14 protein-coding genes are annotated in these 16,691 nt (G+C 63.4%); 12 read left to right on the forward strand and 2 right to left on the reverse strand.

Going from position 1 to position 16,691, the window contains the following annotated elements; translation table 11 throughout:
* Position 1: 1 nt before the first annotated feature.
* From QQS38_RS13510 to sctC, 7 genes are all read left to right on the forward strand, one after another.
* Entirely contained in the window at positions 2 to 514 is a 513-nt protein-coding gene (locus QQS38_RS13510; protein WP_479645873.1) for a type III secretion protein SctO, read from the forward strand.
* 19 nt (positions 515 to 533) lie between these two features.
* On the forward strand, positions 534 to 1,346 hold the full coding sequence (sctT, locus tag QQS38_RS13515) for a type III secretion system export apparatus subunit SctT (RefSeq protein ID WP_479645874.1): 813 nt from the start codon (positions 534 to 536) through the stop codon (positions 1,344 to 1,346).
* Between the two features lie 458 nt (positions 1,347 to 1,804).
* On the forward strand, positions 1,805 to 3,481 hold the full coding sequence (locus tag QQS38_RS13520) for a hypothetical protein (protein ID WP_479645875.1): 1,677 nt from the start codon (positions 1,805 to 1,807) through the stop codon (positions 3,479 to 3,481).
* Positions 3,482 to 3,515: 34 nt separating this feature from the next.
* Complete coding sequence (locus QQS38_RS13525; RefSeq protein ID WP_479645876.1) at positions 3,516 to 3,815, forward strand: hypothetical protein; 300 nt, start codon at positions 3,516 to 3,518, stop codon at positions 3,813 to 3,815.
* Positions 3,816 to 3,960: 145 nt separating this feature from the next.
* On the forward strand, positions 3,961 to 5,112 hold the full coding sequence (locus tag QQS38_RS13530; RefSeq protein ID WP_479645877.1) for a hypothetical protein: 1,152 nt from the start codon (positions 3,961 to 3,963) through the stop codon (positions 5,110 to 5,112).
* A gap of 266 nt (positions 5,113 to 5,378) precedes the next feature.
* The gene (locus QQS38_RS13535; protein WP_479645878.1) at positions 5,379 to 6,833 is read left to right on the forward strand and encodes a helix-turn-helix transcriptional regulator; all 1,455 of its coding nucleotides are present in this window, start codon (positions 5,379 to 5,381) and stop codon (positions 6,831 to 6,833) included.
* A gap of 87 nt (positions 6,834 to 6,920) precedes the next feature.
* Positions 6,921 to 8,765, forward strand: coding sequence for a type III secretion system outer membrane ring subunit SctC (gene sctC, locus QQS38_RS13540; protein ID WP_479645879.1), 1,845 nt, complete (start codon positions 6,921 to 6,923; stop codon positions 8,763 to 8,765).
* A gap of 33 nt (positions 8,766 to 8,798) precedes the next feature.
* Here the strand turns inward: sctC and QQS38_RS13545 are convergent, their stop codons facing one another.
* Positions 8,799 to 9,761 carry a response regulator transcription factor gene (locus QQS38_RS13545; RefSeq protein ID WP_479645880.1) on the reverse strand — a complete coding sequence of 321 codons (963 nt, stop codon included), beginning with the start codon at positions 9,759 to 9,761 and terminating at the stop codon, positions 8,799 to 8,801.
* A 386-nt stretch (positions 9,762 to 10,147) separates the two neighbouring features.
* Here QQS38_RS13545 and QQS38_RS13550 point away from each other — a divergent pair, with 386 nt between their 5' ends.
* The 3 genes from QQS38_RS13550 to QQS38_RS13560 are packed head-to-tail and all read left to right on the forward strand — an operon-like array spanning position 10,148 to position 14,495.
* Positions 10,148 to 11,248: an aromatic ring-hydroxylating dioxygenase subunit alpha gene (locus QQS38_RS13550; protein ID WP_479645881.1), complete on the forward strand. Its 1,101-nt coding sequence runs from the start codon at positions 10,148 to 10,150 to the stop codon at positions 11,246 to 11,248.
* On the forward strand, positions 11,245 to 13,116 hold the full coding sequence (menD, locus tag QQS38_RS13555; protein WP_479645882.1) for a 2-succinyl-5-enolpyruvyl-6-hydroxy-3-cyclohexene-1-carboxylic-acid synthase: 1,872 nt from the start codon (positions 11,245 to 11,247) through the stop codon (positions 13,114 to 13,116). The genes QQS38_RS13550 and menD overlap by 4 nt, the downstream gene beginning before the upstream one ends.
* Positions 13,113 to 14,495: a polysaccharide pyruvyl transferase family protein gene (locus tag QQS38_RS13560; RefSeq protein WP_479645883.1), complete on the forward strand. Its 1,383-nt coding sequence runs from the start codon at positions 13,113 to 13,115 to the stop codon at positions 14,493 to 14,495. The genes menD and QQS38_RS13560 overlap by 4 nt, the downstream gene beginning before the upstream one ends.
* Positions 14,496 to 14,498: 3 nt before the next feature.
* On the opposite strand, the gene QQS38_RS13565 is transcribed toward QQS38_RS13560, so the two are convergent.
* Complete coding sequence (locus QQS38_RS13565; protein ID WP_479645884.1) at positions 14,499 to 15,089, reverse strand: DUF3455 domain-containing protein; 591 nt, start codon at positions 15,087 to 15,089, stop codon at positions 14,499 to 14,501.
* A 267-nt stretch (positions 15,090 to 15,356) separates the two neighbouring features.
* Here QQS38_RS13565 and QQS38_RS13570 point away from each other — a divergent pair, with 267 nt between their 5' ends.
* Together QQS38_RS13570 and QQS38_RS13575 are read left to right on the forward strand one after the other, a co-directional pair.
* A complete protein-coding gene (locus QQS38_RS13570) occupies positions 15,357 to 15,638 on the forward strand; it encodes a hypothetical protein (protein ID WP_479645885.1) in 282 nt (93 codons plus the stop codon).
* A gap of 125 nt (positions 15,639 to 15,763) precedes the next feature.
* Entirely contained in the window at positions 15,764 to 16,597 is an 834-nt protein-coding gene (locus QQS38_RS13575) for a CHAP domain-containing protein (RefSeq protein WP_479645886.1), read from the forward strand.
* Positions 16,598 to 16,691: the final 94 nt, after the last annotated feature.

The following is a 16,691-nucleotide window of genomic DNA, read 5'->3' on the forward strand; positions in this document are numbered from 1 at the left end:
GATGCCCTCTGCCGATCGACGCACCGCCGCGCTCGAGCGGACCGTCGAGCGCCGCACGCAGCTCGAGGAGACGCTGCGAGCGAAGCTGGCGTCTGAGCGCGAGGAACACGCGCGGCTCGAAGCGCAGCGCGACGCCAAGCGCGAAGCGGTGCGTCATGAAAGCGATCTCCTGCAGGCGTACCACGACCGCATCGCGCGCATGATGTGCGGCGACGAGGCATTTTCGCTCGCCGACATGAACGCCAGCATGCGGTACACGGAGATCGTCGAGCAGCGGCTGAGGGAATGCGAAAAGGAACTGGCCGAGGCGGAACAGATCGTGCACGCGCACGAGGACGAACTCGCCGCTTCGATACGTGCGATTGCGGCGAACCGCGGGCGCATCGACATGTGTAAAGAGCGCATCGAGGATATCGGGCGCATGTGCGTGAACGCCGCAAACGACATCGCGGACGAAGAGGCCGAGGAAGCGGTGCTCGCACGAATGCGCTTGGCTTCACGACCCGCCGTATGACGCAACCCATGAGCCACGAATGAACGATGCTCTGACGACCCTTTCTCAGCTTGGCATCACGCTGACACAAGCCTTCACGGTTCTGGGGCTGTGTTCGTTGCGGCTATACGTGATGCTATTCATCTTTCCGCCCACGTCGGACGGCATTCTTCAGGGCGTCGTGCGCAACGGCATCGTATTGCTGTTCAGTTCCTTCATTGCGTATGGGCAGCCTGCATCGATGATGACGACGTTATCGAACGTCGCGCTCGTGGAAATCGCCGTCAGAGAGATCGTGATTGGGCTCGTATTGGGCTTTTCCGCCTCGACCGTGTTCTGGGTGGCCGAAGCCGCCGGCATTTACGTCGACGATCTGACCGGGTACAACAACGCGCAGATGACGAATCCCTTGCACCAGGACCATTCGACGCCCACCGGCACTTTGCTGGCTCAGGTGGCCAGCGTCGCGTTCTGGGCGCTGGGCGGGATGACGTTTCTGCTCGGCGTGCTGTACGAGTCTTATCAATGGTGGCCGCTCACGTCGAATACGCCGGTGGCCGCGAGCGTTCTCGAGAGTTTCGTGTTGCGGCAGACCGACACCCTGATGGAAACGACCGCGAAGCTCGCCGCGCCGATGTTGTTCATTTTGGTGCTGGTTGATTTCGCATTCGGATTTATTTCGAAGTCTGCCGAGAAACTCGATTTGATCAGTTTGGCGCAACCGGTCAAAGGCGCTTTGACGGTTCTGATGCTCGCGCTCTTCATCGGCATCTTCATCAATCAGGTGAAGGATCAGTTGGTATTGACGGGCCTTGGCGCGCAATTGAAGTCGATGTCGAGTTCGGCCAAGTAGCGGCGCGCTCGCCCAATCAGACCGTTCCTTCGGCGCATTAGGCACCGCTTCGCGCCATTACGCTCTTCGAACGTTGGCGCATGGCATCGTTTAGCTTATGCCATTGCGATAGGGCCGAGGCGGTGCTGCATTGAGCCTTCGGCAAATAGAGAGCGTATTGTCTGGGAGACGGGTGCTGTATGCGTACCTCTGGAAATAATCGCCCGCATTCTGCGGGAAACTTGCGCCCCGCGCATGGAATTGGGGCGGGCGGTGCTGCCGGCGCGGAAGCAACCCCAGATACCGGCGATGCCAAGCCATTGCAGGAGTCCAATGAGTTGGGGGGCTTGCGAGGCTTGTCGGGCAGCGCGGCCGGTCGACGTTTCTCAGCCGACGCGGCGCGCAGGCGTGCTTCCGCGCCGCGCCGCGGCGATGACGTCGCGTCCGGTAGCGCTTCGGCCGGCGTGGAAAGCGACCACTTGCTCGACATACTCGGCGAAGAGCTCAGCAAGCTCGGATACGATATCTCGACTCACGACGACGTGAAGCGGCTGCTGACGCTCGAATCTCCCTTGTCGGACAGTGCGGTCGGGACGCTGCGCAGCCGGGTGCTCGAAGATCCGGCTCTGCGCGGCGAGGCGGGGGCAAAGCTGCGCCACTATTCCGCCGAAGCGCTCGCCAAGGGCGTGAGCAACCCCGAGGACAGGCTGTTGCGGCTCGAGATGCTGATGTTGGCGGCGCCCGGGGCAACCCGCGCATCATTGATGCATGCGATCCGGGCGGACCTGCAGGCCCGATCGGAGGACATCAGGGCACGCCTGTCCGAGCGCGAATTTTTTATTCCCCAAGTGACGATCGGGGGCGGACCGCAAGGGCAGACGATCGCCCATTGTGCACACGAGTTCGGGTTCGCAGACTACAATTTGGTCGTCGACGCATCGAGTTCCGGCGACGGCAACTTCGGCTCCGTGCGCATGCATCTGCTGAACAGCGAAACGCGCGGCGGCTATGCCGGCAGCGATCACGCCGCGTTCGACAACCCGATGCGTTCGCAGAATCCGTTGCACGGTAGTCCCGTGCAAGTGGAGGATCTGAATTCCGATCTCTATCCGACAGCCGCCGATATCGGCGACGCGGCGGCAATCGGTTTGTATGCCGCATCGAGAAAGGGTTCGCCGGTCCTCGTCAACACGGTGGTCACCGAGATCGAGGAGGTCGAAAACAAGCAGGGACGGTATCGCGTTACGATGCGGGATAACGCGTCGGGCCGGACGGTGCACGTGCTGACCGATCACATCATCGATGCGACCGGGTTGGGGCGGCCCAGCGTGCCATTGAAGGATCCCGCGTCCAAAGCGTACATCGACGAGCAAACGGCGCGGCTCACTGCGATGAGAGAAAGAGCGCTGCCGGATCAAGCGGTGATGCACAGCGAAGACATGCTGCGCGCCACGGTCGATGCACCGGACGAGCATATTTTGGACATCGTGCGCGCGTCGCCGGGCGACATCACGATCGTCGGCTGGGGCGATTCGTCCAAAACCCCGTTGCTGCGCATTCGCGAGGTCGCCGAGAAAGCGGGCATGTCGATGCGCGAGTTGCTCGGCGATCGCAAGATCGTATGGATTGGCCCGAAAAGCCGCGAGGATATCGATAACGGTTTGTGGGGACCCTACGCGGGTCTCAAACCGTATTTCGATGAAGGACTCGTCCATGTGCAACCCGGCCGCCTCGAAACGATCACAGCGGGAGACGAAGCGGGGCAATCTTCGCTGGCGGTTCGCGACAAGGACGGCAGCTTACATGAGCTCCAAAGCGGGCGTGTGATTCTCGCGATGGGCATGAAATCGGCCAGTGCGAATTTTCTGAGCAAGCTTGCGTCTAAATTGACGCCGGAGATGAAAGTGCCGGTGCACGGTGACGACCCGGCGTTCGATGAGAGCGCGCTGTGTACGCGTTTGCATGTCGACGGGAAAGAGCACGACGTCTTTTTCGTCGGGATGGCCTCCGGATTGCAGCGTCCCAATCATACTTCGTATCTGGAGTTTTTCGGCTGGAAGACGCGGCAGTTCATTGCACAGCATCTCGCGCCGAAGCTCAAAGAGCAGGATTTGTCTCGATTGGAAAAGCTGATTCCGAGCGAAGCGACGGCATAGACTCACGGAATGGCAGGTCGAACCATAAAGGCAGATGATGACGAACACCTACTACTTGAGAGACGGCACGCCGACGGATGCGAACACGTGGCGAGCGTTGCAAGGCGATGCGAGCTACGCGCAGGTGGAGAAGACCACGCTGCCGAACGGCCGCTGGATTTCGACGATTTGGTTGGGCGTTCAGCATGAAAGCGCATCCGATCCGGCCGCCCTCGAGCTTTTCGAATCGGTCGTGTTCGACGTGGACACGCAACGACCGCTCGCGAGCGTGCGTCATGCGACCGAAAGCGAAGCGCGGGAAGGCCATCGGCGTTTGGTCAAAGAGTGGGAGTGAGTTCGTGCGGCGGCCGCACTCGTGAGTAGCGCCGCGTGGTCCCAACACGCGGGGTTCGCCGAATCTTCCGGCGCTTCGCATCACCTTGGCTGTTTTCCGTAGGAATGTCGTAGCTTACGCGCATACCCTATGTGGATAGACAGCCATGGACAAAAACATCAAACGGGATGCGCCGCGCTGGAACAGCGGCAACGCCGAGCAGCCCTCGCAGGCAGAGGGCCGTAGTTCGAGGGACGTGCGTCCACTGCCGGTCAAACCTTCCCGTTCACGCAATTTATCGGGGCTTTCGGGCTACGAAGAAACGAATGCCGCGCGAGCCCTCGACGGCGAGCAAAGCGAAGGGGTCCAAGGCAGGCCCTTGCCGAACGCACCCGCGACAGGCGGCCCTCGCCGCCGCGCGCTTTCAGCGGCTCCGTCCGGCAATCACCGGACGCTCGAAGCCAAGAAGGGGCCGGTAGATCGCTTCGCCGAGGAACAAATCGCACGGTTGAATGCGGAACTCGATGCCGCCGGGGCAGGCGTCGCTGCCGCTATCCATGGCGCGCCGAGGTTGGTTACGCGTGCGAGTCGAGCGGAGCTGCCGAGCGCGCGCGCGCGGGAACTGCCGCCGAAGCCATTTATCCACACCACGCCGAACAGCTACGAGGGGGGAGCGCAGAAAGACCCGGCGCACTTCCCCAGCGCGCGGCTCGACGTCGCGCCGGACGCTCATCGCTTCCACGATTCCGCAATGGTCCCGCTGGCCACGCTCCGCGACGAGCCGGCGCTGCCGCAAGACGCGGGCATGTCCGATCGAACGTTCGCCGGCATCGACGGATCGAGGTTTGGTAGCCGCGACGTGTTGGAAGCGGCCGCGCGGCAAGTCTCGGCGATCGTCGATGACCTCGACGCGCAGCTGCGCAAAACGCGACTTGCGGCGTCGAAGGCGCTGCCGCAGCGCAAGGCCGCTCGCAGCGCAGTGGCACAGAGCGAGCAAGCCCGGGCCGATGCGCGTCGGCAATTGCGACCTGGCCTCGACACGCACACGGCATTCGACGAGGCTCGCCCGGGCCCCATGGACGCCTATGAAACACGGATCGTCGGCCTTCGCGAGGCATGGGAACTTGCGCAGCACGCGACGCGAGCGGTCAAACGTGCACTCAACGCTGCGCCATCCGCACACGGACCGCAAACCGGCACGCCGGAAGTGCAGCGTTTCGCCGAGGAACTCGCGGGCCAAGCAAATCATGCATTGACGCAGTTGTATCAAGCGTTGGAAGCGGTCCCGGCAATGCCGAGCGACGGGGCCGTTTCGTAGTTTTAAGGGCTGGCGTCGGCACGTTTTACGCGATTTCTCGAACAATCCTCAATACTTCTCAATTTCACGGAGGTAATCAGATTTGTTGAGGGATATACAAATCGCATTTCGCTAAATTAGGCGAATGCGATCGGTTGCACCTTGTGGGTTGCACTCTCGGTCGCGCTGCTGACTCAGCGAATCGAAATGCGGTGAGCGCCACGTCTCTTTCCCGTGCGCTCACGCCATCGAAGCGCGAGCGTGGCACATTCACGAGGAGTTGCGCGATGTTTACGGCCGCCTATTTCCCTCTCGCGTCCGCACTTTCGGTGCGAGGCCTGCCCGACGGATTTCTCGACAAACTGTGCGAAGGCAATTTCAGCGCAGCCCGCACCCAGGCGAGCCGCTGGCTCGAAGGCGGGCACCGCAGCGAGGAGTTGCCGTGGTTGCTACAGCTTCGTGCCGATCTGGAAATGGTGAGCGGGATCGGCGACGAATTGGAGGAGCAATATCGACGCGCACAGAAAGCGATTCGCTCGCCGCGCTATGCGATTCGCGCCGCATCGTGCCGCAACGCGGGCTGGCAAGCTTTCTTTCGGCATCGGCTCACCACCTCGTTCTCGTGCTTCACGCGCGTCATGGACGAGAAGGAGATCCATCCGCTGCTGCAATTCGAAGCGCGCTTCGGCATCATTTGCACGCTGCACCAGCTTGGCCGCTCCGGCGATGCATCCGACGCGTTGGACGAGCTGGCGCAATTGGTCGAGGCATCGAGCGAGAGCGGCGCCAACCATTGGCGCGATCTGATTGCGACGTTGCGCTTCGACCTTGCCGTGCAGCGAGAACTGCTGGCTTGCGCGCCGCTCGTCGATCATGTCTATTGGCGATCGGGGATGGTCGATGCGCGCCCGTCGACGGGCGCGGCCGCGGGCGATGGCGCCGACATCTGCGAAGCGCAGGCCATGCGCGTCGCGACGCCCCTGCTGCGCCATCGGATCGGTTACTTGCGCGACCTGCGCGAGCTCGCTGCCGGCAGCCGTGCGGCGATGGAAGGCGTGATCGCGCATCTGAACTGGGCGCAGCGGGCCGGATTGAACGAGTACGCTTGCACGACGCGGCTCGAGGTCGTGCTCGCGGCACTTGCGTTGGAGGCGCCGCAATTGGCCGAGATGCTGATGGAGCCGCTGCATCGCGTCGATTACGCGGGCGCCATTGGACGGCGCCAGCTCGAGTACTTGTACTGCGTCTCGAAGTTGCGCCAGGCGCAGGGGCGGGCCCGCGAATCGATGCAGTACTACAGCCGCTATGCATTGATCACGACGCAATGCTTGCGCGACGACGCATTGGCGATCGCGCCGTTCGCGAACCGCGCCGCCCGCACGGCGCCGCAGCTCGACGACGTCGGCGCACGGCTGCCGGCAAAGTACCGGCGCGCTTATCGTTATCTGCAAGAGAACCTCGATCGCCATGACCTATCGGTACGCGAGGTAGCTGCCGAAATCGGCGTCACCGAGCGCGCCTTGCAGAGCGCCTTCAAAAACTTCCTTGGCTTGTCGCCGACCGAATTGATTCGGCGTCAACGCATGGAGCGCATTCGCGCCGAACTGTTGAACGACCCCGCCGTGAGCGATCGCAACGTGCTGAACGCGGCGAACAAGTGGGGCGTGCATAACCGTTCGACGCTCGTCAGCGGTTATCGCAGGCAGTTTCAAGAAGCACCTTCCGAAACGCTAGAACGATAAGCCCGGCAGTCCGGCGCACGGCTAGCGCCGGTTTATTTGCAACGCCGCGGCGTGATTGTCGCGGTTTACTTTTCGATCGGGGAAACAATGAAGCAAAAACGGCTCATGTGCGCAGCCTGGGCGGCAGCGTGCCTTTCGTTGGTCGGTGCGGGAACGATCGCCGATGCCGCGGCGCCGATCAAATGGCATGGCAACATGGTTCACGTGACGGCGGAGGGGCGAGACCTCAAAGACGTATTGCGCGATTTCGCGGCCGGCCAGGGCGTGCCCGCGACGATTTCGAACGACGTGCATGGCACGGTGACGGGACATTTCGATATGTCCCCCCAGCGCTTTCTCGACACGCTTTCGTCGACGTTCGGCTTGGTATGGTTCTATGACGGCGTGGTGCTGTCGATCAGCGATGTCAATAGCGTGACGCGTCAGGTGATCAAGCTCGATCATGCCAGCACCGACGATCTGAACAGCGCGCTTGCGCAACTGCATATCGAGAGCCCGCGTTTCCCCATCGTCTATGACGCGAGTCAAGGCACGGCGCTCGTGAGCGGGCCGGCGCCCTACGTGCAACTCGTGGCCGAAGTCGCGAAGCGGCTCGATCAAAACGCCGACCAGCGCACCGGTTCGGTGATTCGCGTGTTCAAGCTGCAGCACGCGTGGGCGGCCGATCACAAAGTGGAGATAGATGGAAAGTCGGTGACCGTGCCGGGCGTTGCAAGCGTGCTGTCCAGCATGTATCACCCGAAAGGCGCGAACGGCGCGGGGCCGGGGGCGCTCGGCGGGTTCGATTATCGGGCTGCCAAGGAACCGACGATGCAGCGCATGCAGCCCATGCAGGACGTGAGCGGCAGCGCGGCCGGCAACGGCCTGACCGCAGGCATCAACCCCCCATTGCCGAACGCCATGCCTAGCAACGGCAGCGTTGGGACGGGGCTGTCGGGCCTGCTGAGCGGCATGGGAGCGGGAGGTAGCGCTTCGTCCGGCATGCCGATGCTGTCGGGTCTTTCCAACACGCTCTATGGCGGCGATGGCAGCAGCGGCAGCGCCGACTTCTCCGCAAGCGCACCGCAATCGTTGCCGGTGATCGAAGCCGATCCAAGAACGAACTCAGTCTTGATTCGCGACGTGCCGCAGCGCGAGGGGCAGTATCAGGGGTTGATCGAGAAGCTCGACGTGAAGCCGAAGCTGATCGAGATCGAAGCGCACATCATCGAGATCGACGACAACGCGCTCAAGCAGATCGGCGTGGATTGGCGTGCGCACAACAGCCACGTCGATTTGCAGACAGGCACCGGCACGACGCAACAAAACGGTTACAACGGCAACATCCAGCCGACGTTCGGCACGCAGACCTTGGCGGATGGTACGACCGTTATCGATACGACGCCCGCGGGCGCCTCGCTCACGGCGGTGCTCGGCAATGCGGGCCGCTATCTGCTCACGCGAATCGATGCGCTCCAACAGAGCAATCTGGCACGGATCGATGCAAGTCCGAAGGTCGCGACGCTGAACAACGTGGAGGCGATCATGGATAACCAAACACGCTTCTTCGTGCGTGTGTCGGGCTATACGTCCGCCGATCTTTACAGCGTGTCGACGGGCGTCTCGCTGCGCGTGCTGCCGCTCGTCGTCGAAGAGAACGGCCAAATGCAGATCAAGCTCAACGTTCATGTCGAAGATGGCTCGCTGACCGGCCAGAGCGTCGACAACATCCCCATCATCACGACGAGCACGATCAATACCGAAGCCTTCGTGGGGCAGGGCGAGAGCTTGTTGATCGGCGGCTACCGGCTCGACAGCGCGACCAACGGCGAGACCGGCGTACCGGGGTTGTCGAAGATCCCGCTCATCGGCGCGCTGTTTCGCACGCGTAACGACCAGCACAGCCACATGGAACGCCTGTTCCTGTTGTCGCCGCGCATCATCGAGTTCTGAGCCCGTGCGCGCGGCGTCTAGCCGAGGTCTAGTCTAGCTGCCGCGCCGATACGGCGAACGTGAAACCTCGGGCCATGTGAGACACATGGCCTTCGCCGTGCCGGTGCTGCACGCGGCGCGCACGGCCGCCGCCGCCGGGTCGGGCCAAGACGGCGCATTGCGCGCGGTCTCGCTGTCGGCGGGATGGATTTCCGCACAGGCGGCGTGATGGGAAAGACGCTCGGTTTTCTCCGCGCGCGGTGCGAGGGGCGTGACATTGCTCGGCGCGAGCGCCACGGGCGAAATGTCCGGATCGGCGTCTTTGACCTCGGCCATTTCGACGCGATAGCCATGGGCGTACATCGTGCGCAGATGAATGCCGTGCTGGCCGCTCAGATCGAGCTTCTTGCGCAGCTTGTAAATGTGCTGTTCCAGCGTGCGTCCCACGATATCTTCGGAACTGCTCCAAACGGCGCCCGCGATATGGCGGCGGCTCGCGTATTCGCCGGGACGCGAGAACAGCAGCCACGCAATCGCGAACTCACGGGTGGTGAGCCGGATGGCTTCCCCTTCCACGAACACGGTGCAGGTGCGGCGGTCCAGTCGATAGGCGCCATACTCCAGGCGGTCGTCCGCATCGCCGGGCTGAGCAGGCTGAAAGCGCCGCAGCGCGATGTGCACGCGCAAAGCGAGCTCGCGTGGATCGATGGGGGAGAGCACGACATCGTCGGCGCCCGCATCGACGAGTTGCGCGATGGTGTTCCGATCGTCGGATGCGCCCACGACGATGAGCGGCGCACGACGGTCGGCATAGCAAGCTCGGCGAGCCAGCACCGGAAGCATGGGATCGATGCCCGCGGCCGCGTCGACGAGGATCGCACCGTAATCCTCGCGATACACCGCGCGCGCAAGCGCGACGTGATCGTCAAACCGGCTGCACTGCGTGCCCTCCGCTTCGAGGCACTGGCAGATCAAGCTGAACAAGGCGGCGTCTTGGGTCATTACTGCGAGCATCATGCTTCCTCCGTGTGAATCCGATCGCCAGCCGGACTCCCTCGCAAAGAGAACTGCAACCCGGCGATCGAGTTCGGAGCGAACGACGCCATAGTAGAGGTGCCGCATTTATCATGTTTGTAACCGTTTGTAGCTTCTCGGGCGCTGCATAAAATCGGTAAAGTTTTGCTGTTGCCTGAATAAGAGCGGGTATTTATTTCGGTCAGCTTATTGTTAGCTTATTTGGTGAAATGGGCAAATGGAAGGCGAGAAAAGCTACTGTTTTCCGTAGGAAGGCAATCTGAGAATTGTTGAACGTATTGCTACGGCGCATCCTTATCATGGACGCCACGGATATGCCGCCGCACATTGCCCGATTGTGCGCGGCGTTTGACGCGGAGTTCACTCGTATGGCGTTTCTTCACGATGCTTGGTATGTCGCTGCCTTCAGCAAGGAGGTCACGGCCGGCTCGCCCTTTTCGCGCACACTGCTGAATCGGCCGGTCGTGCTTTACCGCGACGAACACGGTGCCGCGGTTGCACTCGATGACCGTTGCCCGCATCGCTTTGCCCCATTGTCGCGCGGGCGCGTCGTCGACGGCGCGCTCGAGTGCCCGTATCACGGGTTGCGCTTTGGCGCGACGGGCAGTTGCGTGTTCAATCCGCATGGCGACGGCAAGCTGCCTTCAGCCGCGACGGTACGTCGATACCCCACCCGTGAGCGTTATGGCGCGGTTTGGATTTGGCCGGGGAATCCGGAGCTGGCCGATAGCGTGCCACTACGAGATTTTCCATTTCTCGATCCGGACCAATACTTCACGAGCGAAGGCTATCTGCTGACGCAGGCCAATTATCAATTGAGTGCCGATAACCTTTTGGACTTGAGCCACTTTCAGTACTTGCATCCCGACACGCTGGGCAGCGACGCCCTGGCGCGCGCCACGTTGCGCCACGCCGACGACGGCGACAAAGTATGGGTGTGCCGCGAAACGAGCGCAGAGATGCTGCAGCCGTTCGTCGCGCAAGCCTTCAGCGTGGCGCCGGGCAAGCGGGCCGATCGCGGGCTCGATGTGCGCTGGGAGCCGCCCGGTCTCTTGACCATCGTCGTTCGCGTGCGTGAAACGGATGCGCCGCTCGAAGCGACGCGAGTTGGCATATCGGCGCATTGGCTGACGCCGGAAACCGAGGCCAGCACGCACTACTTTTTTGCATTCGGCCTGCCGCGCGAAATGGGCGAGGCCGGCGCGGCGCTGGTTCAAAGCTCGGTCGAGGGCTTGATGGCGCCGTTCAGGGACGAGGACTTGCCGATGCTCGAGGCCCAGCAGCGAGCCATCGGCACACGCGAGTTTTGGGCCATGCGTCCCGTGATGCTGTCGATCGACGCGGGTGCGATCCGCGCGCGACGGATCATGGAGCGGCTGATCGCGAACGAATCGGCTGCGGGGGATGCCGGCGTCTGCGACGCTGCGCAGCGCGTCGTCGCGCGAGCAGAGATGGAGGCGGGCCGATGAGCGGGGCCACCTCGGTTTTGCGCAGCGAGGTTGACGACTGCGCACGGTCGACACCGCTGTCGTTGAACGAAGTCTGGTTGCGATGCATCGTCGACGCGGTGTGTGAGTTCGGCGTTCGGCGCGTGGTGCTCTCAGGCGGAGCGCGGGCGTCGCTGCTGTGCATCCTGTTGGACGCCGACGCACGCGTGATCGAGCGGGTGAACGCGGTCGACGAACGCAGCGGCGCGTTCATCGCGCTAGGCATGGCGAAGGCGACCGATGAACCGGTCGCGATCGTCACCACGTCCGGCTCAGCCGTCGGGAATCTGGTGCCGGCGCTGATCGAGGCGGAGGCATGCCATCTCCCGCTCGTGGTTTTGAGTTGCGACCGGCCACGGCATTTGCGCGGCGCGGGGTTCGGTCAGATGTGCGATCACATCGGCGCGTGCCGGGCGTTCGTGCGCAGCCAACTGGACTTGCCAGATCCCATCGACGAGCCCGCGGCGATTGCCGGAGTGAAAGAGGAGGTGGCGCGCACGGTGGCGGCGTGTGTTCAAGGGCCGGTCCACGTCAACCTGCCGCTCGGGGGCGTGTTCGATTCGAGCGAACCTTCGCCCGTGAGCCCGGCCACCCGCGAGGCCGCTACGTTCGCTGGCGCGCAGCCGATGCGTTGGGATCCTCGGGGCCGGCGCCAGCCGGGCGCCGGCCAGACGCCCGGCGAGATCGTTGCGCGCGTGCTCGCACGTTCCTCCTCTTGCGGTAGTGGGCCGCTGCGCGGATTGATCGTCGCCGGGCCGGACCCCGCTGTGGCGCCCGACGCGATTCTCGCACTGGGGCGCGCGACCGGTTTTCCGATTCTCGCGGATGCATCGAGCGGAGTGCGCGCAGGCCTGGCTGGCGACGGGCACGGCGACGCGCTGGTCGTCAATGGCTTCGATGTCCTGGCCCAGGGTTCGCCGCTCGCGAAATACCCGCCCGAGTTGATCGTCCGTCTCGGCCTCGCGCCCGTTTCGCCGCCCGTGCTTGCGTATTTGAGCGCGCACCCGGCGCCGACCATCAAGGTTGCGCGCGGTGCTTGCGAGCGTGACTATCTGCATCCGATGCTCGATCCGCGCGATGTGCTCGTTGCACCATCTGCGAGCGACCTTGCGATGCTTGGCGATGCGCTGATCGAGCAGGTGAGCGCCGGCAGCCCCGATACGGTCCAAGCGCGGTGCGTATCGCGCGAGTGGCGCGACGCCTGGGCTGCGCTTGCCGAGCGCGGGCGTACGATTCGGCAGGAGGTCGTGCAAGCTCTGCCCTGGGGCGAGGTCGTGGCCGCGCAGGAGATTTTCGCTACGCGTGGCTTCGTGTTCGTTCACATCGGCAACTCACTGTCGGTGCGGCACGCCGATATCCTCTACGACAATCGCGAAGATGTGCAGACGTGCTACGTTAGTCGCGGCGTATCCGGTATCGACGGCACCTTGTCGACGTTCTTCGGTGAAGTGATCGGGCGCGGCGACACGGGGCTGCTCGTGATTGGCGACCAGGCTTTTTTGCACGATCTGCCGGCCTTGGGTAGCGCACAGCGGCTGAGCACGCCGGCCTGCGTTTGCGTGATGCACAACCGTGGCGGGGCGATCTTCGATTTTCTGCCCGTATCGACCGCGCCGGGCTTCGAGCGAGCCATCCGCAATCCGTATCGCATCGATTTCGACGCGCTCGCGCGTGGCTTCGGACTCGCCTATGCGCATGCGAAGGATCGGTTATCGCTGAGGCAAGCCCTTGCGGCGGCCCGCGCTCATGCGGGCGTCACGATCGTCGAAGTCGATGTGCCTGCGCATTCGGCCGTCGAACAGTTGGGGGTCCTCGCTAGCACGCTACAGCAACAGGCGCACATGCGATGAGCGCACCGATATCCGAGGTCGCCGACCGGCGATCGGCCGCATCCCTTGCGGCGCTGCAACGCTACGAGCGCGCGGATCGACCCGAGGCCGTGTTTCTCGAGGATATGCTGACGCGCATCGAATCCGCACGCGAGCGTTCGCGTCGCGAAGGATCCGTCCAACGGTCGCAAGCAACGAGGCCGGACGGATCTTTGCGCGTACTGTTGCTCAGTTATGCCGGCGCGGGCAACACCGGCGCGGATCTGCGGACGATCGAAACGATCCGCCAATTGCATCGCCTGTTCGCGCCGCGGCGCCTGGAACTCGAACTGTTCGTGCTCGGCGGCCTGCTCGATCATCCCGTGTTGGCGTCGGTCCGCAAAATGCCTCTGCACGCCGCTTACATACCCGATGCGCTCGACTACGCGATGCCGGCGTATGACCTCGTGATCAACGTCGAGGGGTCGACGTACACGTCGAAGTTCTCAGACGCACTTGCGGGCATTCTGATCGGCGGCGCGGCGCTCGCGGTCGCCCATGGAAGCCGCGCTTTCGCGTACGGGGTGGATAGCGGCAAGATGACCGACGCACTCACTCGCTTTGCGCAGCAGAGCGCGGACGGCGTCGACATCCTCTGCCGGAACGACGCAGCCAGGCGCGATCTGGCCGCGCTCGGTATCGCCGCTCGCTCCGGCGCCGATTGCGCGTGGACGTATGCGCCCTCGCGAACGGCGCGCGTTGCGGGGCTCGGTGACAAGGTCGCGGCGTTATGCCCGAGCAATCCGTTCTGGTGGCCGGTGACCGCGCGCGCTTTGCCGGCCGCGGCGGATTCGGCCGAAGACATCGGTACGCCGCCTCGTTATGCAGGCGCTTATTTCCACACGTGGGACAAGGAGCGCGCATACGCGTACCGCGAGTACGTCATGCGTTTCGCGCGGATGGCGGTGCAATTGCGCGCCCGAGGCTTTTCGCCGGTGCTGGTCGCGATGGAGCAGTTGGATCGCCCCGCATGCGCCGATATCGCGGCGCAGCTCGAGTTCGAACTGCCGATCGTCGCACGCGGGGTCGCTGCGCTCGAGGATGTCGCCGGCGTCGTTGCGCACGCGAGCTGCGTGGTGACCACGCGGTATCACGCGGCCGTGCTGGCGCTGGCGCGCGGCGTGCCGGTGTTCGGCCTGACGCTGGACGAACGCGTGGAACGGTTGCTGACCGAGGCCGGATTAGACGGATGGTATGCCGCGTGCACCGATGCCGACGGTGACCAGAAGGCGCTCGCGCGGCTGTTCGACGATGTGCAGGATTGGCCCGCGTTGCGGGCGCATTGTCTGGCGTTCGCAAGCGGCGAACGAGTGCGCTTCGAGCAGATGGGAGTCGAGCTGGCCGCTGCCATGGCGCGCTGAGGATCAACGTGTCGCCGTCGACACCGCATCGGCGGCTCCGGCTTCGGCCGCTCGATAAAAAAGATACGTTGCGGTGTACGGCACGAGCAGCGATTGTCCTTGTTGGCTGCAGGAGGCGACCGGCGGCACGCCTCCCGAAGTCAGCACGCGCTGCACGGAGGTGACCGCGGCGAAGCGGCCGCGATCGCTGTGCGCGCCGGGCTCATCGCGCGGGACGAGGCGCTGCCACGTCAACGCGCCCGCGGTAACGATCTCTTCGCCGGCCGGGGCGCCGGCGAATCGACTCCCGTCGTACGCGATGAAGTTGTGACCGGGCATGACCGTGCCCACGCTGTGCCGAGCGCGATCGACGAGCGTCGCGTCGGAGCCCGCTAGGGCCCAAGACAAGCGGCTGCCCTCGCTTCGGCATTCGTACGTCGACTCGCCTACTGCACTCAGCGCTTCTTGCAAGACTTCCTGCGGCGCCGCCCGCAGCGAGGCCGGCAGCGTGTCGTTCGAAGGGAGAACCGGCTCGCTGGGACGGGCGGCCCGCTGCGCCGAGGACGGGTCGGCACAGCCGGCGACGGCGCTCGTAAGCAGCGCGATCGATGCCACGCGGTTTACGAGAAGAGCGAAGCGGGGCGGGGCGCGATGTTTCATTTCCGGCGCAGGCTCATATGGGGACACGTCGCATGTTAGCGCGACAGATGCTTTCAGTTCGCTTTTCACCCAGCAATTTCGTTTTTCCACGCACCGATGCGCGGGTTGCACCTTTCGCGATCTCGATTGGCGTCATAGTAAGTTACCCCGTGAGTTGGAGCCACGCCGGCGGCGTATGGCAGACGATGCAACGGGGCCCTTCAACTACGCCGAGGAAAATCCATGTCAATCGGAGACATTCTCAGTGGTGCCGCGTCGGTGGTGGGCGACGTGACCGGCATCTCGCCAATCGTGAACGGCGCCGAATCGCTACTAGGCATCGGCGGGGCGGACGGTAGTTCCGGCTCGAGCTCGATGGACGGACCGATGCTCAGCGCGCTGATGGCGACGATGACGTCGATGACGGCGGCGATGGGCAGCAATGGGGCCGGCGGCTTCGCTTCGGCATTGAAAAAGAGCGATCACAAAGACGACGGCGACGGCGACAGCGACGAGAGCGCTTAACCCGCGGTTCTCGATGCGGAGCGACGCTTCATTGCTTCGCGAGCATAGCAGCAGCTTGACCCCAGTGGGCGACCACGTCGTTCTTTCTCGTGATTTGCCGCTAGCTGGATAGGAAGTTCGTTCTTGTGCGCCACCAACGGATCGCGGCGATCTGTCGGGCGCCTGCGGGTTTATTTCATCAAGGGAAAGCCATGGCAACTTCGTACCTTACTGCGACATTCACCACGACGCCGGAAGTCTTCCAACCAACGCCGTCCTCCTCGCAGGCGGACTTCGCCCAATGGGAGAAAGAGTGGAAGCAAATCGATTCGTCCTCGGGCGCGAATTCAAGCTCTGCGGGCAGTTCGTTCAACAGCGGCTTGATCAGTGCGCTGCTGCCCATTCTGTCGGCTCTGATTTCATGGATGAGCGAGGCGATGTCATCGGCTGGCAGCGGCGGTGACAGCACCGGCGGCGGCAGCGGTGGCGGGAGCCACATGCAGCCTGTCAACTATTCCGCGGCCGATAGCGGTGGCAGTCATGCGCCCATCGCGCCCGGCGGCAACCCTGCGGACATTGCCGAGAAATTGCAGGGCCGCTCCGCGGACTCGATCGTCGCTAACCAGGACGTGAAAATGGATCACGGCATCTCCGATCACGTGGACTGCGCGAATTTCGCCTCGGCCGTTCTCGTGAAAGCCGGCGAGATCCCGCAGTCGCAACATACCAACAGCGTCGCCACGCTCAAGAATGAGCTCTTGCATCAGGATGGCTGGCATGAGGTGAGCAAGAGCCACGCGAAAAGGGGTGATGTCTGCATCGTCGGCGGCGACGAGCATGTCGAGATCGTCGACCATGTCGACAAGAACGGCAATGTCGTGCTGATTGGATCGAACAACGTTCTCAGAGATGGATCGCAAGCAGTCTGCACGGACAGTAGTACGTGCAACCGCGACAGCGTAGAGATCTTGTCCCGATAGCGCCGTAGTAGACCCATCGCGGCACTCGTCCACGCGCGACTCTCCGGCCTCGAGACCAGAGTCGCGCGCGAATGGACGAGGTGGCTGCTAGAAC

It is taken from the genome of Trinickia sp. Z7, assembly GCF_056498045.1.